Here is a 21124-nt window from a genome sequence, read left to right as displayed (position 1 = left end):
AAGTCGTGCCAGCGGCCCACCTCCGGGCGGCCGTGTCGCTTGCCCGTGGCGTCGGAGAACAGGTGCCGCTGCACGCCGTTCCACACCTCGTCAGCCATGTGCATGGCCAGGGCCTTCGAGGCGTGGTGCCCCAGGTGCCCGGAGTCTTCCAGGTGCTTGTAGGCGCACCGCTCCAACGCTTCGCGGGACAGGCCCAAGCGCTGCCGGACAGGCTTCGCGCCCTGCTCGTTCCGCTCGTGATACGCGGTCCAGTAGGCATCGACCTTTGAGCGGGCGTCACGCTGGACGGCCCGCTTGAGGGAGCCCATCGCGCCGAACAGCTTCTCCACGCGGGCGAGGTCGGCCGGGGCGGTGACGGCCAGGGGCAGCACCATCACCGACACCATCCCGTCGTCGGGCTTCGTCCACTTCGGGGCCCTGTTCTTCCCCCGGAACTTCCGCTGCGGCTGGGCAGCCTGCATGACCGTCACCTCCCTTCACAATGAGTTGACTTACGACACACTATGTGATGAGTTCAGCTATGACGATCGAGGTAGAATGGGGTTATGGCAGCCATGATTCCCGGATATGCAGACGCCCGACAGGCAGCAGAGCAACTCAAGGTCACCGTTCAGCACGTCTACAACCTGAACAGCAGCCGCGCCGACTTCCCCGCCCCCGTCTACGTCGGACGCACCCCGCTGTGGCCGGTTGACCGGCTGGCCGCCTGGCGGGAGGAACACCCGAAGCGCGGCGATTAACTGACCTTTTCCCATCCGGGAAGTAATTGACCTCATGCGATGTTCTGTCCGTTCGTGTCGAAGATCAGCGTCGTCAGCCTGCGCCTCCGATCCCTCCTGCGCTGGACCGGCCTGCCGGTCAAGGCGTTCCTCCTGCTGGACAACCGTGTCCTGCGTGCCGCCACCGCGTGGCGCACCTCACCAACCGTCAGCTCGCCGACCTCTTCGGCATCGGCGTCGCGACCGTGCACCGCATCCTCGACCGGCTCACGCCCCTGATCGCGGGGCTCCTCGACCCACCCGACGGACACCGCTCGGACCTGTGGGTCGTAGACGGCACGCTCATCCCCCTGCACGACCAGACCCGCACCGCGAAGTCGAAGAACTACCGGCGCTCGGTGAACATCCAGTTCACCTTCCGCGCCCGCGACCGGCGCGTCATGGCCGTTACTGACGCCTGGCCCGGTAACCGCAACGACATCATCGTCTTCCGTGCCACCATGACCGATCAGGTCCCCGGACACCGGCTGACCATCGGGGACGGCGCATACCGCAGCGCACCCGAGGTCATCACCAGCCGCAACAAGAGCAAGGCGTTCGCGAAGCGGCGGGCACGGGCCGAACACAGCCTCGCCCGCCTCAAGGACTTCCAAGTCCTACGCCAGCACCGCCGACGCGGCGACACGATCAACCACACCAGCCGGGCCGTGGCGGTACTCCACAACCTCAAGATCGACTGCGCATGAATTACGGATCAGCTCTTAGACCCGGGGTTGACCTCGGGGCCGAGCTGGTTTCGGCCAATCGGGAGGACGGCCCCCTCCGCCGGGAGGACGGGCCCGCCCTCCCGGCGGAGGGGGCCCGGGCCGAGGGAAGACGCCCCGCTGTCAGGCGGCGGCGCGACGGCCCCAGGCGGTTCCGGCGAGCACCAGGACGACGCCCGCGAGGCCGGCCGTCCCCAGGTGCTCGCCGCCGATGGCGATGCCCGCGGCGGCCGCCCACAGCGGTTCGGTGCCGAGCAGCAGGCTGACGCGGGAGGGCGAGGTGCGGCGTACGGCCCACATCTGCACGAAGAAGGCGAAGAGGGTGCAGAAGACGGACAGGAAGGCCAGTCCGGCCCACTGCGCGGGTCCGAACCCGGCGGCGGCCGCCCAGGGGCTCGCGCCGGTGCCCGGCAGTGCGGCCAGTACGGCGAACACGGCGACGGCGCTCCCGAGCTGCACGGTGGTGAGGGAGAGCGAGTCGGCCTCCTGCACGGCCTTGATCCGGGCCATGAGCAGCACGTGCAGGGTCCGGGCGAGCGCGGCGCCGAGGATGAGCAGGTCACCGAGGCTGGGGGTGGTGAAGCCGGCGCCCTGGGTCAGCAGCACCACTCCGCCGACGGACACGGCCGCGGCGCCGAGGAACCCCGCCGAGGGGGCCTTGCGGCGGACGGCGGCCTCGGCGAGCGGGGTGAAGATCATGGTCAGGCTGATGATCAGCCCGGCATTGGTGGCGGACGTGTGGACGACCCCGTAGGTCTCCAGCAGGAAGATCCCGCCGAGTACGAGCCCCAGCGCCCCGGCGCCGCGCAGCTGGGCGGAGGTGAGCGCGCGCAGCCGCGACCACCCGGCGACGACGAGGACGGGCAGCACCAGCGCGAAGCGCAGGACGAGCACCGCGATCACGGTGTGGGTGGTGGTGATCCCCTTGGCCGCGAGGTAGCTGCCGCCCCAGACGACGGCGACGAGCAGCACCGGCAGATCGGCGAGCCAGGCCCGGTGGGGGGCGGCCAGGGGCGCGGGGGCGAGGGCGGGAGCGGGGGCGGTGGACACCGGGTCTGTCTCCAACGGCAGGAGGCGGGTGGAGACTTCGGCGGCTCGCACGGGGCGGCCCCACGCTACCGGAGCGTGATCGCCCGGTCGAGGGGGTTGTCCCACCCGCCCGCCCCCGTTCCCCCTGCTCAGACGGGCCCACGCGGCGCTCGGTCACCGCTCGGACACCGCTCGGACGGGCCTCGGATGGGACGCGGATGGCACTCAGACGGTCAGAAGGTACCGAAGGTGGCGCGGCCGGCCGGACGGTAGGTGTGGATGGCGGTGCCGCTCCCGGTGGTGCGGGAGGAGAGCAGCTCGTACGCCGTGGGCAGCGCACCGGTCGGGAACAGCCGGCGTCCCGCGCCGAGGAACACCGGGAACACCAGCAGGTTCAGCTCGTCGACCAGGTCCCGCGCCAACAGCCACTGGGCCAGCTGCCCACTGCCGTGCACCTGCAGCTCCTTGCCCTCCTCCAGCCCGTCCTTGGCCCGGACGACCTCTGATTGCAACTGCTCCCCGTCAATCACGGTGGCCGGGCCCCAGGCGGGCTCCTTGAGCGTCGTCGAGGCCACGTACTTCGGCAGTCGGTTGAGCTTGCTCGCGACCGGGTCGGCGGGGTCGTCGTGCTGCGGCCAGTACGAGGCGAAGATCTCGTAGGTCCGCCGCCCGAGCAGGAAGGCCCCGGTCCGGCCGAAGACCTCGGTGACGAACTCCCCCATGCCCTCGTCGGCGAACGGCACCAGCCACCCGCCGTACTCGAACCCTCCGCTCCGGTCCTCGTCCGGCCCCCCGGGCGCCTGCATCACGCCGTCGAGGCTCAAAAAGGTGGTGAGAGTCAGCTTCCCCATGATTCCGCGCTCCTTACTAGCCCGTCCTTACAAGACCCAGACTCCCGCCCCACCCACATCTCATCGCTCCGGCGCGCGGAAGAACCCCCACCTCGCCCCCACCAACCACCACCCGCGCCCACCCACGCGCTCACCGACTACGCCCAACAGCACCGGGAAGGAGCCACCCGATCACCGCCCCGAAGCGCAAGACCCGCGCGCATGGCGGGGGCACCCTCCACCGGCGCAAGCCCGGACGCTGGAAAGCCGCTGACCGCAACCGCAACCATGTCCGGCCCGGTCGGGCGCGGCCGGGAACGCCGCAGGGGCGCACCCCCAAGTGGTGCGCCCCTGCGGGCTGGTGGACGCGCCCGGGGGTGTCGGCCCCCGGGGCGGTCAGCGTGGTGCGGAAGCGGGTGGCGGCAGACACCCGGCTCCTCGTGGTGCGGGCGGCTCCCCGTGGTGCAGAAGCCGGCGGCGGCAGCCGCCCGGCTCCGCCCCGTGGTGCCGAAGCCGGTGGTGTCAGCCGCTCAGTTCCTGGTGGCGGATGGCGTGGGCGGCCGCGCCGGTCTGGGTCAGGGCGCCGTACAGGCGCAGGCGGGAGAAGCCGCCGTCCGGGAAGATGTCGATGCGGACGTGCGTGCCGACCGCCGGGGCGTCGAGTACGAAGCGGTGGTTGGTGTCGGGCTGCAGGCGGGTGCGCGGCAGGAACTCCGTCCACTCGCCCTCCTCGCCGGTCTTGATCGACAGCGAGGCCCAGCCGGCCGAGTTGCCCTTGAGGTAGGCGGTGTCGATCTCGACGGCGCGGATCTCGGATTCGGCGACGAGCTGGTAGCGGATCCAGTCGTTGCCGTTGTCACGGCGACGGGCGGTCTCCCAGCCGTCGTCCATCTTGCGGGAGCGGCCCGGGTTGATGGTGTTGGTCGGCGGGGAGTAGAAGCGGTTGGACGCGTCCTGTACGGAGCCGCCGTTCTCCAGCGCGACCACGTCGAACGAGCCGAGCGCCTCGAGCCACTTGGGGTCCGGGACGACCTCGCCGTACACGCGCAGGCGGGCGATGCCACCGTCCGGGTGCTGGTTGACGCGCAGATGCGTGAAGCGCTGTTCGGCGGTGACCTCGAAGCCGTTGGCCGCGTGGCCGCCGACCGCGGTGCGCGGGACGAGCACGGTCCACTTGACGTCCTCGCCGAGGAGCTCCTCCGGGGTCGGCGCGAGGGCGCCTTCCCAGTTGGTGCCCTCGATGGAGACGGCCTGCGGCATGTTGCCGCGGAAGTGGGCGGTGTCGACGACGATGCCGCGGATCACGCCGGGGGCGCCGAGGCGCACCAGGGCGTAGTCGTGGTCCTCGGGGGTCGGCCAGGGCTGGGTGGCGCAGACGCCGCGGCGGCGGCGGGTCTCCCAGCCGTCCATGATCTTGCCCTTGTGGCCGAAGTGCTCGGGGTCGAAGTGCGCGGCCTCGGCGATGAGGAGGTTCTCGCGCTGGGCGAAGAACTCGTCGTTGGCGAACGTGACACCGGCGCCCAGCTCACGGGCGGCGAGGTTCGCGTACTGGGTGAACGGGAAGTCCGCCGTACGGTAGTCCGCGTACGGGTCGCCGCCTCCGTACGGGTTCGCGTTGCCGGTGAAAGAGGGAATCGCCACTGTCAGTTCTGCCTTTCGAGGAGGAGGCCCGTGGGCTCGGTCGGGGTGCCGTGGTCGGCGATCTGCGTGCCGCGCAGCCAGGTGGACTTCACGACACCGTGCAGGGTCTTGCCCGCGTACGCCGTGACCTGGTTGCGGTGGTGGAGGTGGGCCGGGTCCACAGTGAACGTTTCTTCGGGGGCCAGGACCGCGAAGTCGGCGTCGCGGCCCACTTCGATCGCGCCCTTCTGCGCCAGGCCGGCGAGGGCCGCCGGGGCGGCGGACATCCAGCGGACGACGTCCTCGAGGGAGCGGCCGCGGCGGCGCGCCTCGGTCCAGATCGCCGGGAGTCCCAGCTGGAGGGAGGAGATGCCGCCCCACGCGGTGGCGAAGTCGCCGGTCTTCAGGTCCGCGGTGGAGGGCGAGTGGTCGGAGACGATGCAGTCGATGGTTCCGTCGGCGAGCGCGTCCCACAGGAGGTCCTGGTTGGCGGACTCGCGGATGGGCGGGCAGCACTTGAACTCGGTGGCGCCGTCAGGGACTTCCTCGGCCGTCAGGGTGAGGAAGTGCGGGCAGGACTCGACGGTGATCCGCACGCCCTCGGCCTTCGCCGCGGCGATCAGCGGCAGCGCGTCGGAGGAGGACAGGTGCAGTACGTGAACGCGCGCGTCTCGTCGCTTCGCCTGGTCGATCAGGTTCTGGATCGCGGTGTTCTCGGCGTCCTTGGGGCGGGAGGCCAGGAAGTCGGCGTACTTGGGGCCGGGGTTCTGCGGCGCGGACTCAAGGTGGTGCGGGTCCTCGGCGTGCACGATCATCAGGCCGCCGAAGCCGGTGATCTCGGCGAGCGAGGCGGCCAGCTGCTCCTGGTCGAGCTCGGGGAACTCCTCCACGCCGGAGGGCGACAGGAAGCACTTGAAGCCGAAGACGCCGGCGTCGTGCAGCGGGCGCAGGTCCTTGACGTTGTCGGGCAGGGCGCCGCCCCAGAAGCCGATGTCCACGTGCGCCTTGGTGCGCGCGACCTCCTGCTTGACCACCAGGTTGGCGGTCGTGGTGGTCGGCGGCAGCGAGTTCAGCGGCATGTCGAGGATCGTGGTGATGCCACCGGCCGCGGCGGCGCGGGTGGCCGTCCAGAAGCCTTCCCACTCGGTACGACCGGGGTCGTTCACGTGGACGTGAGTGTCGACCAGTCCGGGGAGGAGCACGTCGTCGCCGAAGTCCTCCAGCCGGGCACCGGCCGGTACCTCGGCCCCGTACGGCAGCACGGCCGCGATCTTCCCGCCGGCGACGGCCACCGAAGCGGCGCGCGTCCCCTCGGGGGTGATGACGCGAGTCGAGCGCAGTACCAGTTCCACAGCCAGCTCGGACACCGGAACCTCCCCATCTACTTCCACAGAGCGAAATTCAACGTTCTGTTGACGGAGTCTTCCCGTCGATCCTGAACCAGTCAAGAGCACCCGGACGGACCACTGACGCTCCTGGACCGCAATTGGATGTTTCCACAACATGGAATTAAGATTTCGCTATGCAGAATGTAGCTACCACCACCGGGGGCCGGGCGGGTAACTTCCCGAGGACGTCCACCACCGGGACAAACCGCCTCTGACCGGCGGGGACGGCCTTGCCCCGGCTCTAGGGCCGACGCCGACCGACCGGTAGGCTGCTTCCTTGCCTGCCAGCACCGAAAGGACCGCGCCGTGCCGACGTCCAGCGCCAGCACCACCGACGCCTCCAACAAGCCCACCGCCGCCAGCGGTGGCGTCCAGTCCCTCGAGCGCGCCTTCGATCTGCTCGAACGCATGGCCGACGCAGGGGGCGAAGTCGGCCTCAGTGAGCTCTCCGCCGCCAGCGGTCTGCCGCTGCCGACCATCCATCGCCTCATGCGCACCCTCGTGGCCTGCGGCTACGTACGACAGCAGCCCAACCGACGGTACTCCCTCGGCCCCCGGCTGATCCGCCTCGGCGAGTCCGCCTCGAGGCTCCTGGGCACCTGGGCCCGCCCCTACCTCGCCCGCCTCGTCGAGGAGACCGGGGAGACGGCGAACATGGCCCTGCTCGACGGGGACGAGATCGTCTACGTCGCCCAGGTGCCGTCCAAGCACTCCATGCGCATGTTCACCGAGGTCGGCCGCCGCGTGCTGCCGCACTCCACCGGCGTGGGCAAGGCGCTGCTCGCCCACACCCCCGCGGACGAGGTGCGCGCCCTGCTGGCGCGTACCGGGATGCCGGCCGCGACCGAGAAGACCATCACCACGCCCGAGGGCTTCCTGGACGCCCTGGAGCAGGTCCGCAAGGTGGGCTACGCCGTCGACGACAACGAGCAGGAGATAGGAGTCCGCTGCCTCGCGGTATCCGTCCCGAACTCGCCGACCGCCGCCGCGATCTCCATCTCCGGCCCCGCCGGCCGGGTGACCGAGGCGGTGGCCGAGTCCTTCGTGCCGATCCTGCAGGGCGTCGCCGCCGAGCTGTCGGTGGCTCTGCAGAGCCAGAGCCCCGCGTAGGGCTCCCGCGTAGGGCCCTCTTGACCGGGAAGGTTCGCCCAGTCGTCCGCGGCTTACCAGGTACCCGCCTCTACGACGGCGCCGTACGCGACGCGACAGGCCCCGTACACCCCCTCGGAAGGGGCGTACGGGGCCTGTCGCGTACGCCGGGGTGCCGGGGACCTCTGCCCGTACGGGGCTACGCGGCCGGGGCGCCCTGGGTGAGGCGGCCGTCCGTCATCGCCGCGGTGCGGTCCGCGCGCTCCAGGTGCGCGTGGTCGTGGGTGACCAGGACGGTGGCGGTGGAGCGCTCCCGGGTGAGGGTGACCAGCAGGTCGAGGACGGCGGCGCCGCGCTCGTGGTCCAGGGCGCTGGTCGGCTCGTCCACCAGGAGCACGGCGGGCTCGTTCATCAGGGCGCGGGCGATGTTGATCCGCTGGCGCTGGCCCCCGGAGAGCTGGTGCGGACGCTTGTCGGCCTTGTCGGCCAGACCCACGGCGTCCAGCAGCTCCAGGGCCCGGCGGCGCAGGGTGCGCGAGGGGCGGCCGGAGAGGTGCGCCACGACCTGGAGCTGCTCTGCGGCGGTGAGCGAGGCCAGCAGGTTCGGCTGCTGGAAGACGATGCCGATCTTCTCGCGGCGCAGCGCCGACTTCTCGGCGGCTCCGAGCGACGTGGTGTCCTGCCCCGCGACGACGACCCGTCCCGCATCGGGGGTCACCAGGGTGGCCGCGACGGCGAGCAGGCTGGACTTGCCCGAGCCGGAGGGTCCTATGACGGCCGTCAGGGTGCCCGCGGGCACCTCGAGGCGGACCGAGTCCAGGGCGGTCAGGCGGGTGCCGCCGTCGGGATAGGTGAGGGTGACGTCGTGGACGAGCAGGGTCATCGGGCGCTCCCGAGTGCGGTCAGGGGGTCTACGGCGGTGATCCGCCGGATGGACAGGGCCGCGCCCAGCGCACCCAGCGCGATCATGACGGCGGCCGGGACCAGCACCGTCGCGGCCTCGAGGACGAAGGGGACGTCCGCGCCTGTGATCAGGGCGCCGAATCCGGCGGCGAGAGCGGTGCCCGCGCCCGTGCCGATCGCGAGCATGACCACGGCCTGCCCGAGCGCGTCCTTCAGGAGGTACGCGGTGGAGGCACCCAGCGCCTTGAGGACGGCGATGTCCCCGCTGCGCTGGATCGTCCACACCGTGAAGAAGGCTCCGATGACGAGGGCGGAGATGGCGAAGAGGAAGCCGCGCATCAGCTGGAGCGAGCCGTTCTCGGAGGTGTACGAGCCGATGGCGCCCAGCGCCTCGTCGACGGTCAGGGCCTTGGTGCCGGCCGCCTTGTCGCCGGCCGCCCAGTCGGCCCCGCCCTTGCCGTCCTTCCCGGCCTTCCCGCCCTTCCCGTCCAGGGCGACGACGGTGGCGAGGGTGTCGAGGGACGTGCCGGTGTTGCCGACGCGCTGCCAGTCGCCCAGGTCCATCCAGACGACCGGGGTGTGACTGTGGACGGCGGTGCCGGAGACGGCGGCCACGGTCATCTCGACCGGGCCGATCTTGAGCCGGGAGCCGGGGCCGAGCCGGCCGAGCTCCTCGGCGGCCTTCTCCGTAAGGACCACCTGCCCCTGGGCGAGGCCGCTCCCGACGGGGGCGAGGGGTCCCGTCGGATCCACGCCGAAGGCGGACACGGCGGCGGTGCGGTCACCGGAGACGGCGTTGGTGGTGCGGATGCCCAGCGGCTGCGCGGAAGTCACCCCCGGCTGTTCGCGCCAGGCCAGCCAGGCCTTCTCGGGCACTTGGGAGTTGGAGAAGGAGACCCTCTGGTCCCCGGTGGGCGCGGCGAACGCGAGGCGGGTGGTGGAGGGCAGGCCGGTGATGGCCGAGATGTTCTCCCGGGCCAGGCCGGCGGTGAGCCCGGACAGCAGGCCGACCAGCAGCGTGATCAGCAGTACGACCGAGCCCATCAGGGCGAACCGGCCCTTGGCGAAACGTAGATCTCTCCATGCGACGAACATGTTCCCCACCTTGGTCTTCCGCGTGGACACAAGACATCGCGCCCCAGGAGGGATCCTGGTATCAAAGGGCGCACGGAGACATCAATCCTTTGGTTGACCGGGGCCGCCGGACCCGGACTTACGCTGGTCAGGCCATGACTGCTCCCCCCGCACCGACCCCGGCCCCGTCCCCCGGCCCGTTCCCGTCCCCGGCCCCGTCCGCGACACCCTCCCCGGCCGCCTCCGCCCCCGCGAACGCCGCCGCCGCCCGCGATCGGCCGCTCACCCCCGTCTCGCGCGTCCTGCGGCTGTGTCTGCACGCGCTGCTCTTCGGCCTGCTCGCGCTCGCCGCCGGGCGGGCCGTCACGGATTCGGCGCCGCGCGCGGGCTGGGTGGTCGCGGCCTGCGCCGTGCTGGCCGCCGTGTACGTCACGGGCGTACTGGCCCCCGTGGTGCGCCGCTCGCCGCGCGCCGGGGCGGTGTGGCTGGCCGGGCTCTGCGCGGCCTGGGGGGGACTGCTCGTGGTCTCTCCCGACGGGCTGTGGATCGCCTTCCCGCTGTACTTCCTGGAGCTGCACCTGCTGCGGTTGCGCTGGGGGGTGACGGCCGTCGCGCTGACGGCGTGCGCGGCGATCTCCGGTTTCCTCGCGCACAGCAGCGCGGTGACACCCGGGACGTTCCTCGGACCCCTGCTAGGAGGGGCGGTGGCGGTGGCGACCGTACTGGGTTACCAGGCCCTGTACCGGGAGAGCGAGCGGCGGCGCGAGCTGATCGAGGAGCTCATCACCACACGCGCCGAGCTGGCGGCGGCCGAGCGCGGCGCCGGGATCCTGGCGGAGCGTGAGCGCCTGGCACGCGAGATCCACGACACCCTGGCGCAGGGGCTCTCCTCCATCCAGTTGCTGCTGCGGGCGGCGGAGCGGACGCTCTCCGAAGGCACGGCGGGCGCGGCCGGAACGGGCACGGCGGGCACGGCGGCCGCCGCGGGGCCGACAGGCACGGCGGGTGCCGCCGCCGCGGTGCCGGACGCTTCCGTGGCGGCCGCGCTGGCGCACATCGCCCGGGCCCGCGGGGCCGCGCAGGAGAACCTCGCCGAGGCGCGACGCTTCGTACGGGCCCTCACGCCTCCGGATCTGGAGCACGGGTCGCTCCCGGCCGCGCTGGAGCGGCTCTGCGCGGCGGCGCCGGGCCCCCGGGTCCGGTTCTCCCTGAGCGGCACGGCCCGCCCCCTCCCCACGCCCTACGAGGTGGCGCTGCTGCGGATCGCGCAGTCGGCGCTGGCCAATGTGGTGCGGCACGCGCGGGCGGGGCGCGCCGAGATCACCCTGACCTTCATGGACACCTCCGTGACGCTGGACATCGTCGACGACGGCCGGGGCTTCGACCCCTCTCCCCCAGCTACCGCTGGGAGGGACCCCCTGGCGCCTTCGGGCGAGGGCGGATTCGGCCTGCCGGCGATGCGCTCGCGGGCCGAGACGCTGCGCGGCCTGTTCACGGTCGAGTCCTCCCCCGGCCAGGGCACCGCCGTGGCCGTCACCCTGCCCTTGCCCGCGGAGGCCCTGTCATGACGATCCGGCTGCTCCTGGCCGACGACCATCCGGTGGTCCGGGCCGGGCTGCGCGCGGTGCTGGACACGGAGCCGGACTTCGAGGTGGTGGCGGAGGCGGCGACGGCGGAACGGGCCGTGGAGCTGGCCGGGTCCGCCGCTGTCGACGTGGTCCTGATGGACCTCCAGTTCGGCCCCGGACCCGGCATGCACGGTTCGGCGGCCACGGCCCTGATCACGGCCGGCGCCTCGGCTCCGCGGGTGCTGGTCCTGACCACGTACGACACGGACGCGGACATCCTGGCGGCCGTGGAGGCGGGCGCCTCGGGCTACCTGCTCAAGGACGCCCCGCCGGAGGAGCTCGCGGCGGCGGTCCGCACGGCGGCGGCGGGCCAGTCGGCGCTGGCCCCGGCGGTGGCGCTGCGCCTGATGGACCGCATGCGGACTCCCGCGGAAGCGCTGACCAAGCGCGAGCTGGAGGTGCTCCAGCTGGTCGCGGACGGCCTGTCGAACCAGCAGATCTCGAAGCAGCTCTTCCTGAGCCAGGCCACCGTCAAGTCCCACCTGGTCCACATCTACGCCAAACTCGGCGTCGATTCCCGCACCTCGGCGGTGGCCGCGGCCGCCACCCGCCGCCTGATCCGCACGCCGTAGTCGTCGGGGCTCACCTCGAAGCCGGGCGCCGCCCGCCGGCGGCGCCCGGCCCTACGCCACCCAATGCGGCCGTTCCACCGCCGACGGCAGCGGGACTCCGTCGTGGAAGGCCGCCGCCAGCCTCCGTACGCCCTCGTCCAGACGGTCCGCCGGCAGCGTGTACGGGATCCGCAGCCGGTGCTCGAACGTCCCGGGATCCACCCCGAACCGCGCGCCCCGGCCGATGTGCACCCCGGCCGCCGCCGCCCGTTCCGCGAGCGCGGAGCTGACCGGTTCCCCCAGGTCCACCCACAGCGACAGCCCGCCGGGCGGCACCTGCCAGGACCACTCGGGCGCGTGCCGCTCCAGGGAAGCGACCAGCGCCGCCCGCTGCGCCCGCAGCTGTGCCAGTCGCTCCGGCAGGGACTGCTCCAGCCCCTCCAGCAGCGGCAGTGCCACCAGCTGGTCGAGCACCGATCCGGTCATGTCGGCCGCCACCCGTACCGCCGTGAGCTCCGCGATCATCTTGGTGGTGGCCCGGATCCAGCCGACCCGCAGCCCGCCCCAGTGCGTCTTGCTCAGCGACCCGATGGTCACCACGTGGTCGGCTCCGCCCCGGGGCGCCAGCGAGGCCGTCGGGGCGGGCGCCGGCACGTCGAGCGCGATGTCGGCGATGGTCTCGTCGACCACCAGCCAGGTCCCGGTCCGCCGCGTCGCGGCGAGCAGCCGCAGCCGCTGCTCCTGCGGCATCAGGGCGCCGGTCGGGTTGTGGAAGTCGGGGATGACGTACGCGAGCCTCGGCACGGTCTGGCGCAGGGTGGACTCGGCGATCTCCAGGTCCCAGCCCGCGTCGGAGACGGCGATCGACCCGGTGCGCAGCCGTGCGTGCCGCAGCGCGTCCAGCGCGTTGGCGTAGGTCGGGTTCTCGGTCATCACCCGGTCCCCGGGCTGGCACAGCAGGCTCACGACCAGCGCGAACGCCTGCTGCGCGCCCGCCGTGACGAGGATCTGCTCCGGCCGGGTCGCCAGCCCGCGGCGGGTGAACCGGTCGGCGATGGCGGTGCGCAGGGCGGGGAGCCCGAAGGGGTGGTAGCCGGGCTGGCGGACGAATTCCGGGAGCCTGGGCGCCGCTCGGGCCACCGCGTCGGCGAAGGCCGCTTCGGGGGCCCCCATGGCGGCGATGGCGAGGTCGATGCCGGGGTCTCCGTCGACGTTGTACCCGCCTGCGCCGAGGATGGCGTGCGCGCCGACCGGGCGGTGGCCTTCGGGGAGCTCGGTCCAGGTGCCGGAGCCGCGGCGGCTGCGGACGTAGCCGCTCTCGCGCAGCAGGTCGTAGGCGCCGGTGACGGTGGCCCGGCTGGCGCCGACGGCTTCGGCGAGCTCGCGTTCGGCGGGCAGCCGCACGTGCAGGGCGATCCGGCCGTCGAGGATCAGGATGCGGACGGCGTCGGCGAGCGCCCGGTAGCCGGGGCGGGCCAGGACCTCGGCCGGGAGCAGCGCCGCGAGCTGGCGGCTGCCGATCGTCCTGTCCGCCGTGTGGACCACTCGCCCGTTTGCCATGCCAACCTCCCCCGATTGGCTCTGCCAGCCAGGCCAATCGGGGACAAGACTGACCGCATTGGCCCCCGATTGGCAAGGAGTCTCCACGATGTTGACCGACCGTGACGAACGGGCGCTGCTGGCCGCCGCCGAGAACCGCATCGCCGAGCCCGTGCGCGTCAGGGACGCGCTGGCCGCCGTACGGCGTCTCCTGCGGCGCGAGCGAGAATCGTTGACATGTCACCCCACAGCGGCGCGCAGCGAGACCCCGAGCGGCACGAGCAGGAGCGAGAGCAGGAGCGGCGCCACGGGCAGCGCCCCCCAGCGGCCGACGGCACCGCTCCCCCGGTGATCGCGGGTCTGCTGCTCGCCGCCGGCGGCGGCCGGCGCCTCGGTGGCCGCCCGAAGGCCCTGCTGCCCTACCGGGGCCGCCCGCTGGTGGAGAACGCCGTACGGGTGCTGCGCGAGGCGGGCTGCGGACCGCTGCACGTGGTGCTCGGCGCGTCGGCGGCCGAGGTGCGCGAGCGCGCGGACCTGAGGGGGTGCGTGGTGACCGACAACCCGGACTGGGCCGAGGGCATGGGCTCCTCCCTGCGGGTCGGCCTCGCCTCGCTGGCCGGTACGGGCGCCCGCGCGGCCCTGGTGTCTCTGGTGGACCAGCCGGGCATCGGGCCGGAGGCGGTGGCCCGGGTCCGGGAGGCCTACCGCTCCCCCGCGAGCCTGGTCGCGGCGGCCTACGACGGGGAGCGCGGGCACCCGGTGCTGTTCGGCTCGGACCGGTGGCCCGACATCGTGGCGACGGCCACGGGTGACAAGGGCGCACGGGTGCACTTGTCGGCGCACGCGGCCGAGCTCACGCTGGTGGAGTGCGGGGACATCGCGGAGGCGTTCGACATCGACACGCCGCCCGACCTGGCACGACTCGCCTGAGCCGGGCCGGAGCCCCGCTTGAGCACGCAGTGACGGCGATGGCACTGAGGGCCACCGGCGTGCGGAATCTGTCGACCCGGAGAATCTCGACATCAACAAACCATTGAACTTCCACCATGAGGAAATTACTATCCACTGGTCAGAAGCGCCCTGAATCCCCTAGACGGCGCCCGCGACCGTATCCGGAACTCTCCACACCCGACGGCACTGCGTGCCGTCCAGCGCGAGCATTCCCCCGCGGCCGCCAGGCACCGCCGCTGAAGGAGTGACAGATATGTCCGCACCAGCGCCGTCATCGCTGGCCATCGTCGACGCCGAGCCCCTGCCCCGGCAGGACGAGGTCCTCACCGAAGCGGCTCTCGCCTTCGTGGCCGAGCTCCACCGGCGGTTCGCCCCCCGGCGCGCCGAGCTCCTCGCCCTCCGCGGTGAGCGCCGCGCCGAGATCGCCCGCACTTCCTCCCTCGACTTCCTCCCGGACACCGCACAGGTCCGCGAGGGTGACTGGAAGGTGGCGCCGGCCCCGGCCGCGCTGAACGACCGCCGTGTGGAGATCACCGGTCCCACGGACCGCAAGATGACCATCAACGCCCTGAACTCGGGCGCCAAGGTCTGGCTCGCCGACTTCGAGGACGCCTCGGCTCCCACCTGGGAGAACGTCGTCCTCGGCCAGCTCAACCTGATCGACGCCTACGAGCGCCGCATCGACTTCACCGACCCCCGCACGGGCAAGGCGTACGCGCTGAAGCCGGCGCAGGAGCTCGCCACCGTCGTCATGCGCCCCCGCGGCTGGCACCTCCAGGAGCGCCACCTGCAGTTCGAGGGTGGCCCGGCCTCCGGTTCGCTCGTCGACTTCGGCCTGTACTTCTTCCACAACGCCAAGCGCCTCATCGCGCTCGGCAAGGGCCCGTACTTCTACCTGCCGAAGACGGAGTCGCACCTCGAGGCGCGCCTCTGGAACGAGATCTTCGTCTTCGCCCAGGACTACGTCGGCATCCCGCAGGGCACGGTCCGCGCGACCGTCCTGATCGAGACCATCACGGCCGCGTACGAGATGGACGAGATCCTCTTCGAGCTCCGCGACCACGCGGCAGGCCTGAACGCCGGCCGCTGGGACTACCTCTTCTCCATCGTCAAGAACTTCCGTGACGGCGGCGAGAAGTTCGTCCTCCCGGACCGCAACGCGGTGACGATGACCGCCCCCTTCATGCGCGCCTACACCGAGCTGCTGGTCAAGACCTGCCACAAGCGCGGCGCGCACGCCATCGGCGGCATGGCGGCCTTCATCCCGTCCCGCAAGGACGCCGAAGTCAACAAGGTCGCCTTCGAGAAGGTCAAGGCCGACAAGGACCGCGAGGCCGGCGACGGCTTCGACGGCTCCTGGGTCGCCCACCCCGACCTGGTCCCGATCGCGATGGCCTCCTTCGACGCGGTCCTCGGCGACAAGCCGAACCAGAAGGACCGGCTGCGCGAGGACGTCTCGGTGGCCCCGGGCGAGCTCATCGCGATCGACTCCCTGGACGCGAAGCCCACGTACGAGGGCCTGCGCAACGCCGTCCAGGTCGGCATCCGCTACATCGAGGCCTGGCTGCGCGGCCTCGGCGCCGTCGGCATCTTCGGCCTGATGGAGGACGCAGCCACCGCCGAGATCTCGCGCTCGCAGATCTGGCAGTGGATCAACGCCGGCGTGGTCTTCGAGAACGGCCGGCTCGCCACCGCCGACCTCGCCCGCGAGGTCGCCGCCGCCGAACTCGCCGCGATCCGCGCCGAGGTCGGCGAGGAGGCCTTCGCCTCCGGCAAGTGGCAGCAGGCCCACGACCTCCTCCTCCAGGTCTCCCTGGACGCGGACTACGCGGACTTCCTCACCCTCCCCGCGTACGACCAGCTCGTCGGCTGACACCTTCTTCGGCTGAAACGCACAGCAGCCGAGCATCCCGACCGCGCCCCCGAAGCCATCCGGCTCCGGGGGCGCGGTCGTTCGCGCGCCCTGCGGCGCGGGGCGGCGGGGACCTGGCGAAGGTGGTCCCGGGCCGACCACCGATCGGTTGTTACTTGTTCGTAACTTGCCTGTACCTAGCGGTAACAACGCGCGGCGTGGCACGTTTCCGGTTGCCACCGGCCGGAGGTAACCCCCACTTACCCAGCCATGCGGCGAAGTTGTTCCTGGCTTCCGCATGGCCGACCGCAGGAGTTCCGCAGTGATCGGATTCCGCAACGACAGCACGAACCGGACCGCCCGCAGTCGAGTGCGACGACTGGCCGGGATCGCCATGGTGCTTCCGCTCGCCGCCGGGGCGCTGGTGGCCGCGGGCGCCGGGCCGGCCGTGGCCGGGCCGGGGAGCGGGCCCACCGCCGTGGTGTCCATGGGCGACAGCTACATCTCCGGCGAGGCCGGGCGCTGGAAGGGCAACAGCCTGACCAACACCGGGAACCGGACCGGTACGGACCGGGCGTGGGTCAGCGGCAGCAGCTACGACCCCGGCAAGGTGTACGGGGCCACCGCGGGCGGGTGCCACCGGTCGGACTCCGCCGAGGTGAGGAGCGCCGGGGCCATCGCCGACGTCGCCGTCAACCTCGCCTGCTCCGGAGCGGTTTCGCAGAACGTGTTCCGGACCTCCAACGGCGGCGTCGCCTTCAAGGGCGAGGCCCCGCAGGCCGATCAGCTCGCCGCCGTGGCCGCGAGCAACAACGTCAAGGTCATCGCGCTGTCCATCGGCGGGAACGACCTCGGCTTCGCCGACATCATCGAGGAGTGCGCGTACGACTTCGCCCTCTGGAACTCCTACTGCTACGACGACCAGCAGGAGGGCGTGAACGGGAAGATCGACGCCGTGATGGCGAACGTCGGCAAGTCCGTCGACGAGGTGCGGGCCGTCATGCGCGCCGCCAGCTACACCGACTCCTCGTACCGGATCGTGCTGCAGTCCTACCCCTCGCCGATCCCGCGCGGCGCGGAGAACCGGTACACGCAGAGCGACTGGAGCCGGCTCAACACCGGCGGCTGCCCGTTCTGGAACAAGGACTCGGACTGGGCGAGGGACTCCCTCGTGCCGCAGATCGCCAACCGCCTCAAGGGCGTGGCCGCCGCCAAGGGCGCGCAGTTCCTGGACCTGCGGGACATGATGCAGGGGCGCGAGGTCTGCGCGAAGGCGAGCAAGCAGGTGACCTCTTCCGCTCCGGCCTCGGCGAACACGAGCGAGTGGGCGCGCTGGATCGACAGCAGCGAAACGCAGGGGCTGGTCCAGGAGTCCATGCACCCGAACCACTTCGGTCAGCTGGCGGCCGGGCGCTGCCTGGCGCTGGTCGTGGCCCAGCCGGCGACGAGCGGCTTCGGCTGCAAGAACACCGCCGGGACGGACCAGAGCGGGATGTACCTGACCCCCGCCTCCTGATGACTCGGGCGATCCCTTCGGTGCGGGCCGGCATGCTCTCGGGCATGCCGACCCGCACTCCACGCCCCAACGTCTGCATCTGCGTCGACATCGAGGCGGACGGGCCCGCCCCGGGGCCCTACTCGATGATCAGCTTCGGCGCCTCCGTGGCCGGCCATCAGGACGGCGCTTCGTATACGGCCCGTGATCCCGAGCGGGACACCTTCTACCGGGAGTTGTGCCCGATCAGCGAGGCGTTCGTACCGGAGGCGCTCGCCGTCGGCGGGCTGGACCGGGACCGGTTGGCCGCGACGGAGCGCGTCGGCGGGCTCTTCCACTCCACCTGCTGAACGGACCGCACGCGGCGGGGCGCACGTCACACCCGCAGTGGGTGACGTGCGCACCGCCGCTCCGCGCTCCGGCCGGGCGGAGCCCGGTCAGTGCACCGGCACCGGGTCCGGGTTCACGGTCGCGCCCTTCTTGGCGCCGAGGTGGTTGAAGGCCAGGTTCAGCGCGATGGCCACGACACAGCCGGTGCTGATGCCGGAGTCGAGCACGACCAGCAGGTCCTTCGGGAAGGCGTGGTAGAAACCGGGGGCCGCGATCGGGATCAGGCCGATGCCGAGGGCCGCGGCGACGATCAGGGCGTTCTCGCCCTTCTCCATGGCCGCGCCGGCCAGCGTCTGGATGCCGCTGGCGGCCACCGAGCCGAAGAGGACCACGCCCGCGCCGCCGAGGACGGGCAGCGGGACCACTCCGATGACGGAGGCCGCCATCGGACACAGGCCCAGCAGGATGAGGATGCCGCCGCCGGCCGCGACCACGAACCGGCTGCGCACCTTGGTCATGGCGACCAGGCCGATGTTCTGCGCGAAGGCGCTGCACATGAAGCCGTTGAACAGCGGGCTGACCGCGCTGCCGAGGGCGTCGGCGCGCAGGCCGCCCTCGATGGTCTTCGCGTCCGCCGGGCGGCCCACGATCTTGCCCAGGGCCAGGATGTCGGCGGTGGACTCGGTCATGCACACGAGCATCACGATGCACATCGAGATGATCGCGGCGACCTGGAACTGCGGGGCGCCGAAGTGGAAGGGGGTGGGGAAGCCGACGAAGTCGGCGTTCTTGACGGCGTCGAAGCTGGTCATGCCCAGCGGAAGGGCGATGAGCGTGCCGGCGACCAGGCCGAGCAGGATGGAGATCTGCTGGAGGAAGCCGCGCAGGAACTTGCGCATCAGCAGGACGATCGCGAGGGTGACGGCGGCCATGCCGATGTTCTGCATCGAGCCGTAGTCGGTGGCGGTGCGGTTGCCGCCCTGCGACCAGTTGAAGGCCACCGGGAGCAGCGAGACCCCGATGAGCGTGATGACCGTACCGGTGACGACCGGCGGGAAGAACCTGACGAGCTTTCCGAAGTACGGGGCGGCGAAGAAGCCGAGGACTCCGGCGACGATGATCGCGCCGAAGATGACGGGGATGGCGTTGTCCCCCTCCCCCTTGCCGATGGCGATCATCGGGGTGACGCCGGCGAACGAAACTCCGTTGACGAAGGGGAGCTTGGCGCCGATCTTCCAGAATCCGAGGGTCTGGAGGAGGGTGGCGAGCCCTGCGGTGAAGAGCGAGGCCCCCATCAGGAAGGCGGTCTCGGTGGCCGAGAGGCCGACGGCAGGGCCGACGATCATGGGCGGGGCAACCACGCCCGCGTACATGGCGGCCACGTGCTGGAGGCCGCTCGTGAACATTTTCAGCGGAGGCAGGGTCTCGTCGACCGGGTGCTTCTCCTCCGGTACTGCGACTGCGTCTTTGCGAAACCTGGGCGCTATGGCCACGGCTTCCTCCGGTCGGTTAAACACGTCGGCAGGGACGTGGGTGTCATGGAGGTGGTGCGAAAGCGGTGCTAGTCGAGCCTTTGTGGAGTTGTGGGTGGTGCCGGGTGCTGTGTCCCAAGCGGTGTGGAAACGATTCGCCCGAGTCGGTTCCACGCGGTGGCGGCAGACGGTCGGCGGGGGACCGCCCGCAGTCGCTGCCGGAAGCGCAAAAGAGCTGGGAGTGCCGTGGCAGTGGCGCGTTGCGAGAGCTGCGCAGCAAGGTGCACGAGTCACCGCCCCCGGGGCGCCCTCGGTGAAAAACCTCGGGCGCTACCCGGGAACGACTGCCGCGGACCCCGCTCGGGTCCGCGGCCGCCGGCCGGGGGCCGTCCCCCCCGGCCGAACTCCGTGGGATCAGGCCTGCGCGGAGATCCGCGCGAGGCGCTGGGCCTCTTCCCGGGTGGACACGGCGATCGCGTCCTCGTCGGCGAAGAGAAGTCGGTTGTTCTCCACGATCTGCTTGCCGTTGACGAACGAGGCCGTCACCGGGGCCGCCGCACCGAAGACCAGCGCGGTGACCGGGTCGGCGATCGAGGAGTGCAGGAACGTGCTCACGTTCCACATCACGAGGTCGGCGCACTTGCCGACTTCGAGCGAGCCGATGTTGTCGGCGCGGCCGAGGACCTGGGCGCCGCCGTAGGTGCCGAGGCGCAGGGCCTGGCGCGCGTTGAGGGCGCGCTCGCGGTGGACCGGGTTCAGGCGGTTGATCAGCAGCGCGTTGCGCAGTTCGGTGTGCAGTTCACCGGACTCGTTGGAGGCGGTGCCGTCCACGCCGAGGCCGACCGGGACGCCGGCGGCGAGCATGTCCGGGACGCGGGCGATGCCGGCGGCCAGACGGGCGTTGGAGGAAGGGCAGTGCGCGACACCGGTCTTGGTGCGGGCGAAGGCGGCGATGTCGGAGTCGTTCATGTGGACGCTGTGCGCCATCCACACGTCCTCGCCGAGCCAGCCGGTCGACTCGAAGTAGTCGGTCGGGCCCATGCCGAACAGTTCCTTGCAGAACTGCTCTTCCTCGACGGTCTCCGAGCCGTGCGTGTGCATGCGCACACCCAGGCGGCGGGCCAGCTCGGCGCCCTGCTTCAGCAGCTCGGTGGAGACCGAGAAGGGGGAGCACGGGGCGACGGCGACCTGGGTCATCGCGTCGAAGGAGGCGTCGTGGTACTTCTTCACGGTCGCCTCGGTGTCGGCGAGCGCACCTTCGAGGGTCTCGACGGCGTGGTCCGGCGGCAGGCCGCCGTCCTTCACGCTGCGGTCCATGGAACCGCGGGCGAGGGTGAAGCGGACGCCCATCTCGGACGCGGCGCGGATGATCGAGCCGGAGAGGTCGCCGGAGCCCTTGGGGTACACGTAGTGGTGGTCCATGGCGGTGGTGACGCCGCCCTTGGCCATCGCGCCGAGGGAGCCCTGCGCGGCCGTGTACGTCATCTGCTCGTCGATGCGCGCCCAGGTCGGGTACAGCGCGACGAGCCAGTTGAAGAGGTTGTGGTCGGTGGCCAGTCCACGGGTGATCCACTGGTAGAAGTGGTGGTGGGTGTTGACCAGGCCCGGGGTGACGAGGTGACCCGTGCCGTCGATGCGGCGGACCACATTGCCGAGGTTCTCGGGGGCTTTGCCCGCACCGATCGACTCGATCTTGTTGCCGGCGACGACCACGTAGCCCGAGGCGTACTCGGTGTCGTTCGCGTCAACGGTTGCAATCGCACAGTTTTCGATGACGATGCGCGCTACGGCGCTGTCATTGGCTGCCGATGCTGCCATGGGACTTCCTCGTGCTTTCAGTGGCGGTGCGGGCACGGCAAAACCCAGGGGATTTGAGTGCCGGAGCCGGGG

General features: G+C 71.6%; 18 protein-coding genes and 1 pseudogene. 9 read left to right on the top strand and 10 right to left on the bottom strand.

What is annotated here, in order from left to right; genetic code table 11:
• Positions 1 to 461, bottom strand: a pseudogene (locus J7E97_RS05505) (transposase); the annotation flags it as partial.
• An 84-nt stretch (positions 462 to 545) separates the two neighbouring features.
• Here J7E97_RS05505 and J7E97_RS05500 point away from each other — a divergent pair.
• Together J7E97_RS05500 and J7E97_RS05495 are read left to right on the top strand one after the other, a co-directional pair.
• Entirely contained in the window at positions 546 to 740 is a 195-nt protein-coding gene (locus J7E97_RS05500) for a hypothetical protein (RefSeq protein WP_215022918.1), read from the top strand.
• 167 nt (positions 741 to 907) lie between these two features.
• Positions 908 to 1465 carry a transposase gene (locus tag J7E97_RS05495; protein WP_215022916.1) on the top strand — a complete coding sequence of 186 codons (558 nt, stop codon included), beginning with the start codon at positions 908 to 910 and terminating at the stop codon, positions 1463 to 1465.
• Positions 1466 to 1606: 141 nt separating this feature from the next.
• Here J7E97_RS05495 and J7E97_RS05490 read toward each other — a convergent pair whose 3' ends face one another.
• From J7E97_RS05490 to allB, 4 genes are all read right to left on the bottom strand, one after another.
• Positions 1607 to 2533 carry a DMT family transporter gene (locus J7E97_RS05490; RefSeq protein WP_308346404.1) on the bottom strand — a complete coding sequence of 309 codons (927 nt, stop codon included), beginning with the start codon at positions 2531 to 2533 and terminating at the stop codon, positions 1607 to 1609.
• 212 nt (positions 2534 to 2745) lie between these two features.
• Positions 2746 to 3363, bottom strand: a complete 618-nt coding sequence (locus J7E97_RS05485) for a dihydrofolate reductase family protein (RefSeq protein WP_215022909.1) — start codon at positions 3361 to 3363, stop codon at positions 2746 to 2748.
• Between the two features lie 501 nt (positions 3364 to 3864).
• On the bottom strand, positions 3865 to 4983 hold the full coding sequence (alc, locus tag J7E97_RS05480; RefSeq protein WP_215022906.1) for an allantoicase: 1119 nt from the start codon (positions 4981 to 4983) through the stop codon (positions 3865 to 3867).
• Between the two features lie 2 nt (positions 4984 to 4985).
• A complete protein-coding gene (gene allB / locus J7E97_RS05475; RefSeq protein WP_251053892.1) occupies positions 4986 to 6320 on the bottom strand; it encodes an allantoinase AllB in 1335 nt (444 codons plus the stop codon).
• Between the two features lie 336 nt (positions 6321 to 6656).
• On the opposite strand from allB, the gene J7E97_RS05470 reads away from it, so the two are divergent.
• A complete protein-coding gene (locus J7E97_RS05470; protein ID WP_215022903.1) occupies positions 6657 to 7460 on the top strand; it encodes an IclR family transcriptional regulator in 804 nt (267 codons plus the stop codon).
• A 178-nt stretch (positions 7461 to 7638) separates the two neighbouring features.
• Here the strand turns inward: J7E97_RS05470 and J7E97_RS05465 are convergent, their stop codons facing one another.
• Both J7E97_RS05465 and J7E97_RS05460 read right to left on the bottom strand, forming a co-directional pair.
• Entirely contained in the window at positions 7639 to 8322 is a 684-nt protein-coding gene (locus tag J7E97_RS05465; RefSeq protein WP_215022901.1) for an ABC transporter ATP-binding protein, read from the bottom strand.
• Positions 8319 to 9437 (bottom strand): ABC transporter permease, encoded by a 1119-nt coding sequence (locus tag J7E97_RS05460; RefSeq protein WP_215022899.1) that lies wholly within the window; start codon positions 9435 to 9437, stop codon positions 8319 to 8321. The genes J7E97_RS05465 and J7E97_RS05460 overlap by 4 nt, the downstream gene beginning before the upstream one ends.
• Before the next feature lie 134 nt (positions 9438 to 9571).
• Between J7E97_RS05460 and J7E97_RS05455 the strand changes: the two genes are divergently transcribed.
• Complete coding sequence (locus J7E97_RS05455; RefSeq protein WP_215022897.1) at positions 9572 to 10984, top strand: sensor histidine kinase; 1413 nt, start codon at positions 9572 to 9574, stop codon at positions 10982 to 10984.
• Complete coding sequence (locus J7E97_RS05450) at positions 10981 to 11616, top strand: response regulator transcription factor (protein WP_215022895.1); 636 nt, start codon at positions 10981 to 10983, stop codon at positions 11614 to 11616. The genes J7E97_RS05455 and J7E97_RS05450 overlap by 4 nt, the downstream gene beginning before the upstream one ends.
• Positions 11617 to 11667: 51 nt before the next feature.
• On the opposite strand, the gene J7E97_RS05445 is transcribed toward J7E97_RS05450, so the two are convergent.
• Complete coding sequence (locus J7E97_RS05445; protein WP_215022893.1) at positions 11668 to 13155, bottom strand: PLP-dependent aminotransferase family protein; 1488 nt, start codon at positions 13153 to 13155, stop codon at positions 11668 to 11670.
• 327 nt (positions 13156 to 13482) lie between these two features.
• Between J7E97_RS05445 and J7E97_RS05440 the strand changes: the two genes are divergently transcribed.
• From J7E97_RS05440 to J7E97_RS05425, 4 genes are all read left to right on the top strand, one after another.
• The gene (locus J7E97_RS05440) at positions 13483 to 14064 is read left to right on the top strand and encodes an NTP transferase domain-containing protein (protein ID WP_215022929.1); all 582 of its coding nucleotides are present in this window, start codon (positions 13483 to 13485) and stop codon (positions 14062 to 14064) included.
• A gap of 274 nt (positions 14065 to 14338) precedes the next feature.
• Positions 14339 to 15958 (top strand): malate synthase A, encoded by a 1620-nt coding sequence (gene aceB, locus J7E97_RS05435; RefSeq protein ID WP_215022891.1) that lies wholly within the window; start codon positions 14339 to 14341, stop codon positions 15956 to 15958.
• A gap of 301 nt (positions 15959 to 16259) precedes the next feature.
• The gene (locus J7E97_RS05430) at positions 16260 to 17453 is read left to right on the top strand and encodes a GDSL-type esterase/lipase family protein (protein ID WP_308346402.1); all 1194 of its coding nucleotides are present in this window, start codon (positions 16260 to 16262) and stop codon (positions 17451 to 17453) included.
• A gap of 44 nt (positions 17454 to 17497) precedes the next feature.
• Positions 17498 to 17782 (top strand): hypothetical protein, encoded by a 285-nt coding sequence (locus J7E97_RS05425; protein ID WP_215022887.1) that lies wholly within the window; start codon positions 17498 to 17500, stop codon positions 17780 to 17782.
• Positions 17783 to 17869: 87 nt separating this feature from the next.
• On the opposite strand, the gene J7E97_RS05420 is transcribed toward J7E97_RS05425, so the two are convergent.
• The gene (locus J7E97_RS05420; RefSeq protein WP_215022885.1) at positions 17870 to 19255 is read right to left on the bottom strand and encodes a nucleobase:cation symporter-2 family protein; all 1386 of its coding nucleotides are present in this window, start codon (positions 19253 to 19255) and stop codon (positions 17870 to 17872) included.
• 393 nt (positions 19256 to 19648) lie between these two features.
• Positions 19649 to 21052 (bottom strand): 8-oxoguanine deaminase, encoded by a 1404-nt coding sequence (locus tag J7E97_RS05415; RefSeq protein ID WP_215022883.1) that lies wholly within the window; start codon positions 21050 to 21052, stop codon positions 19649 to 19651.
• Positions 21053 to 21124 lie beyond the last annotated feature (72 nt).

Origin of the sequence: Streptomyces sp. ISL-66, assembly GCF_018614135.1 — a bacterium.
Taxonomy (GTDB): domain Bacteria; phylum Actinomycetota; class Actinomycetes; order Streptomycetales; family Streptomycetaceae; genus Streptomyces.
This window is presented reverse-complemented; position numbering and strand designations above follow the sequence as displayed.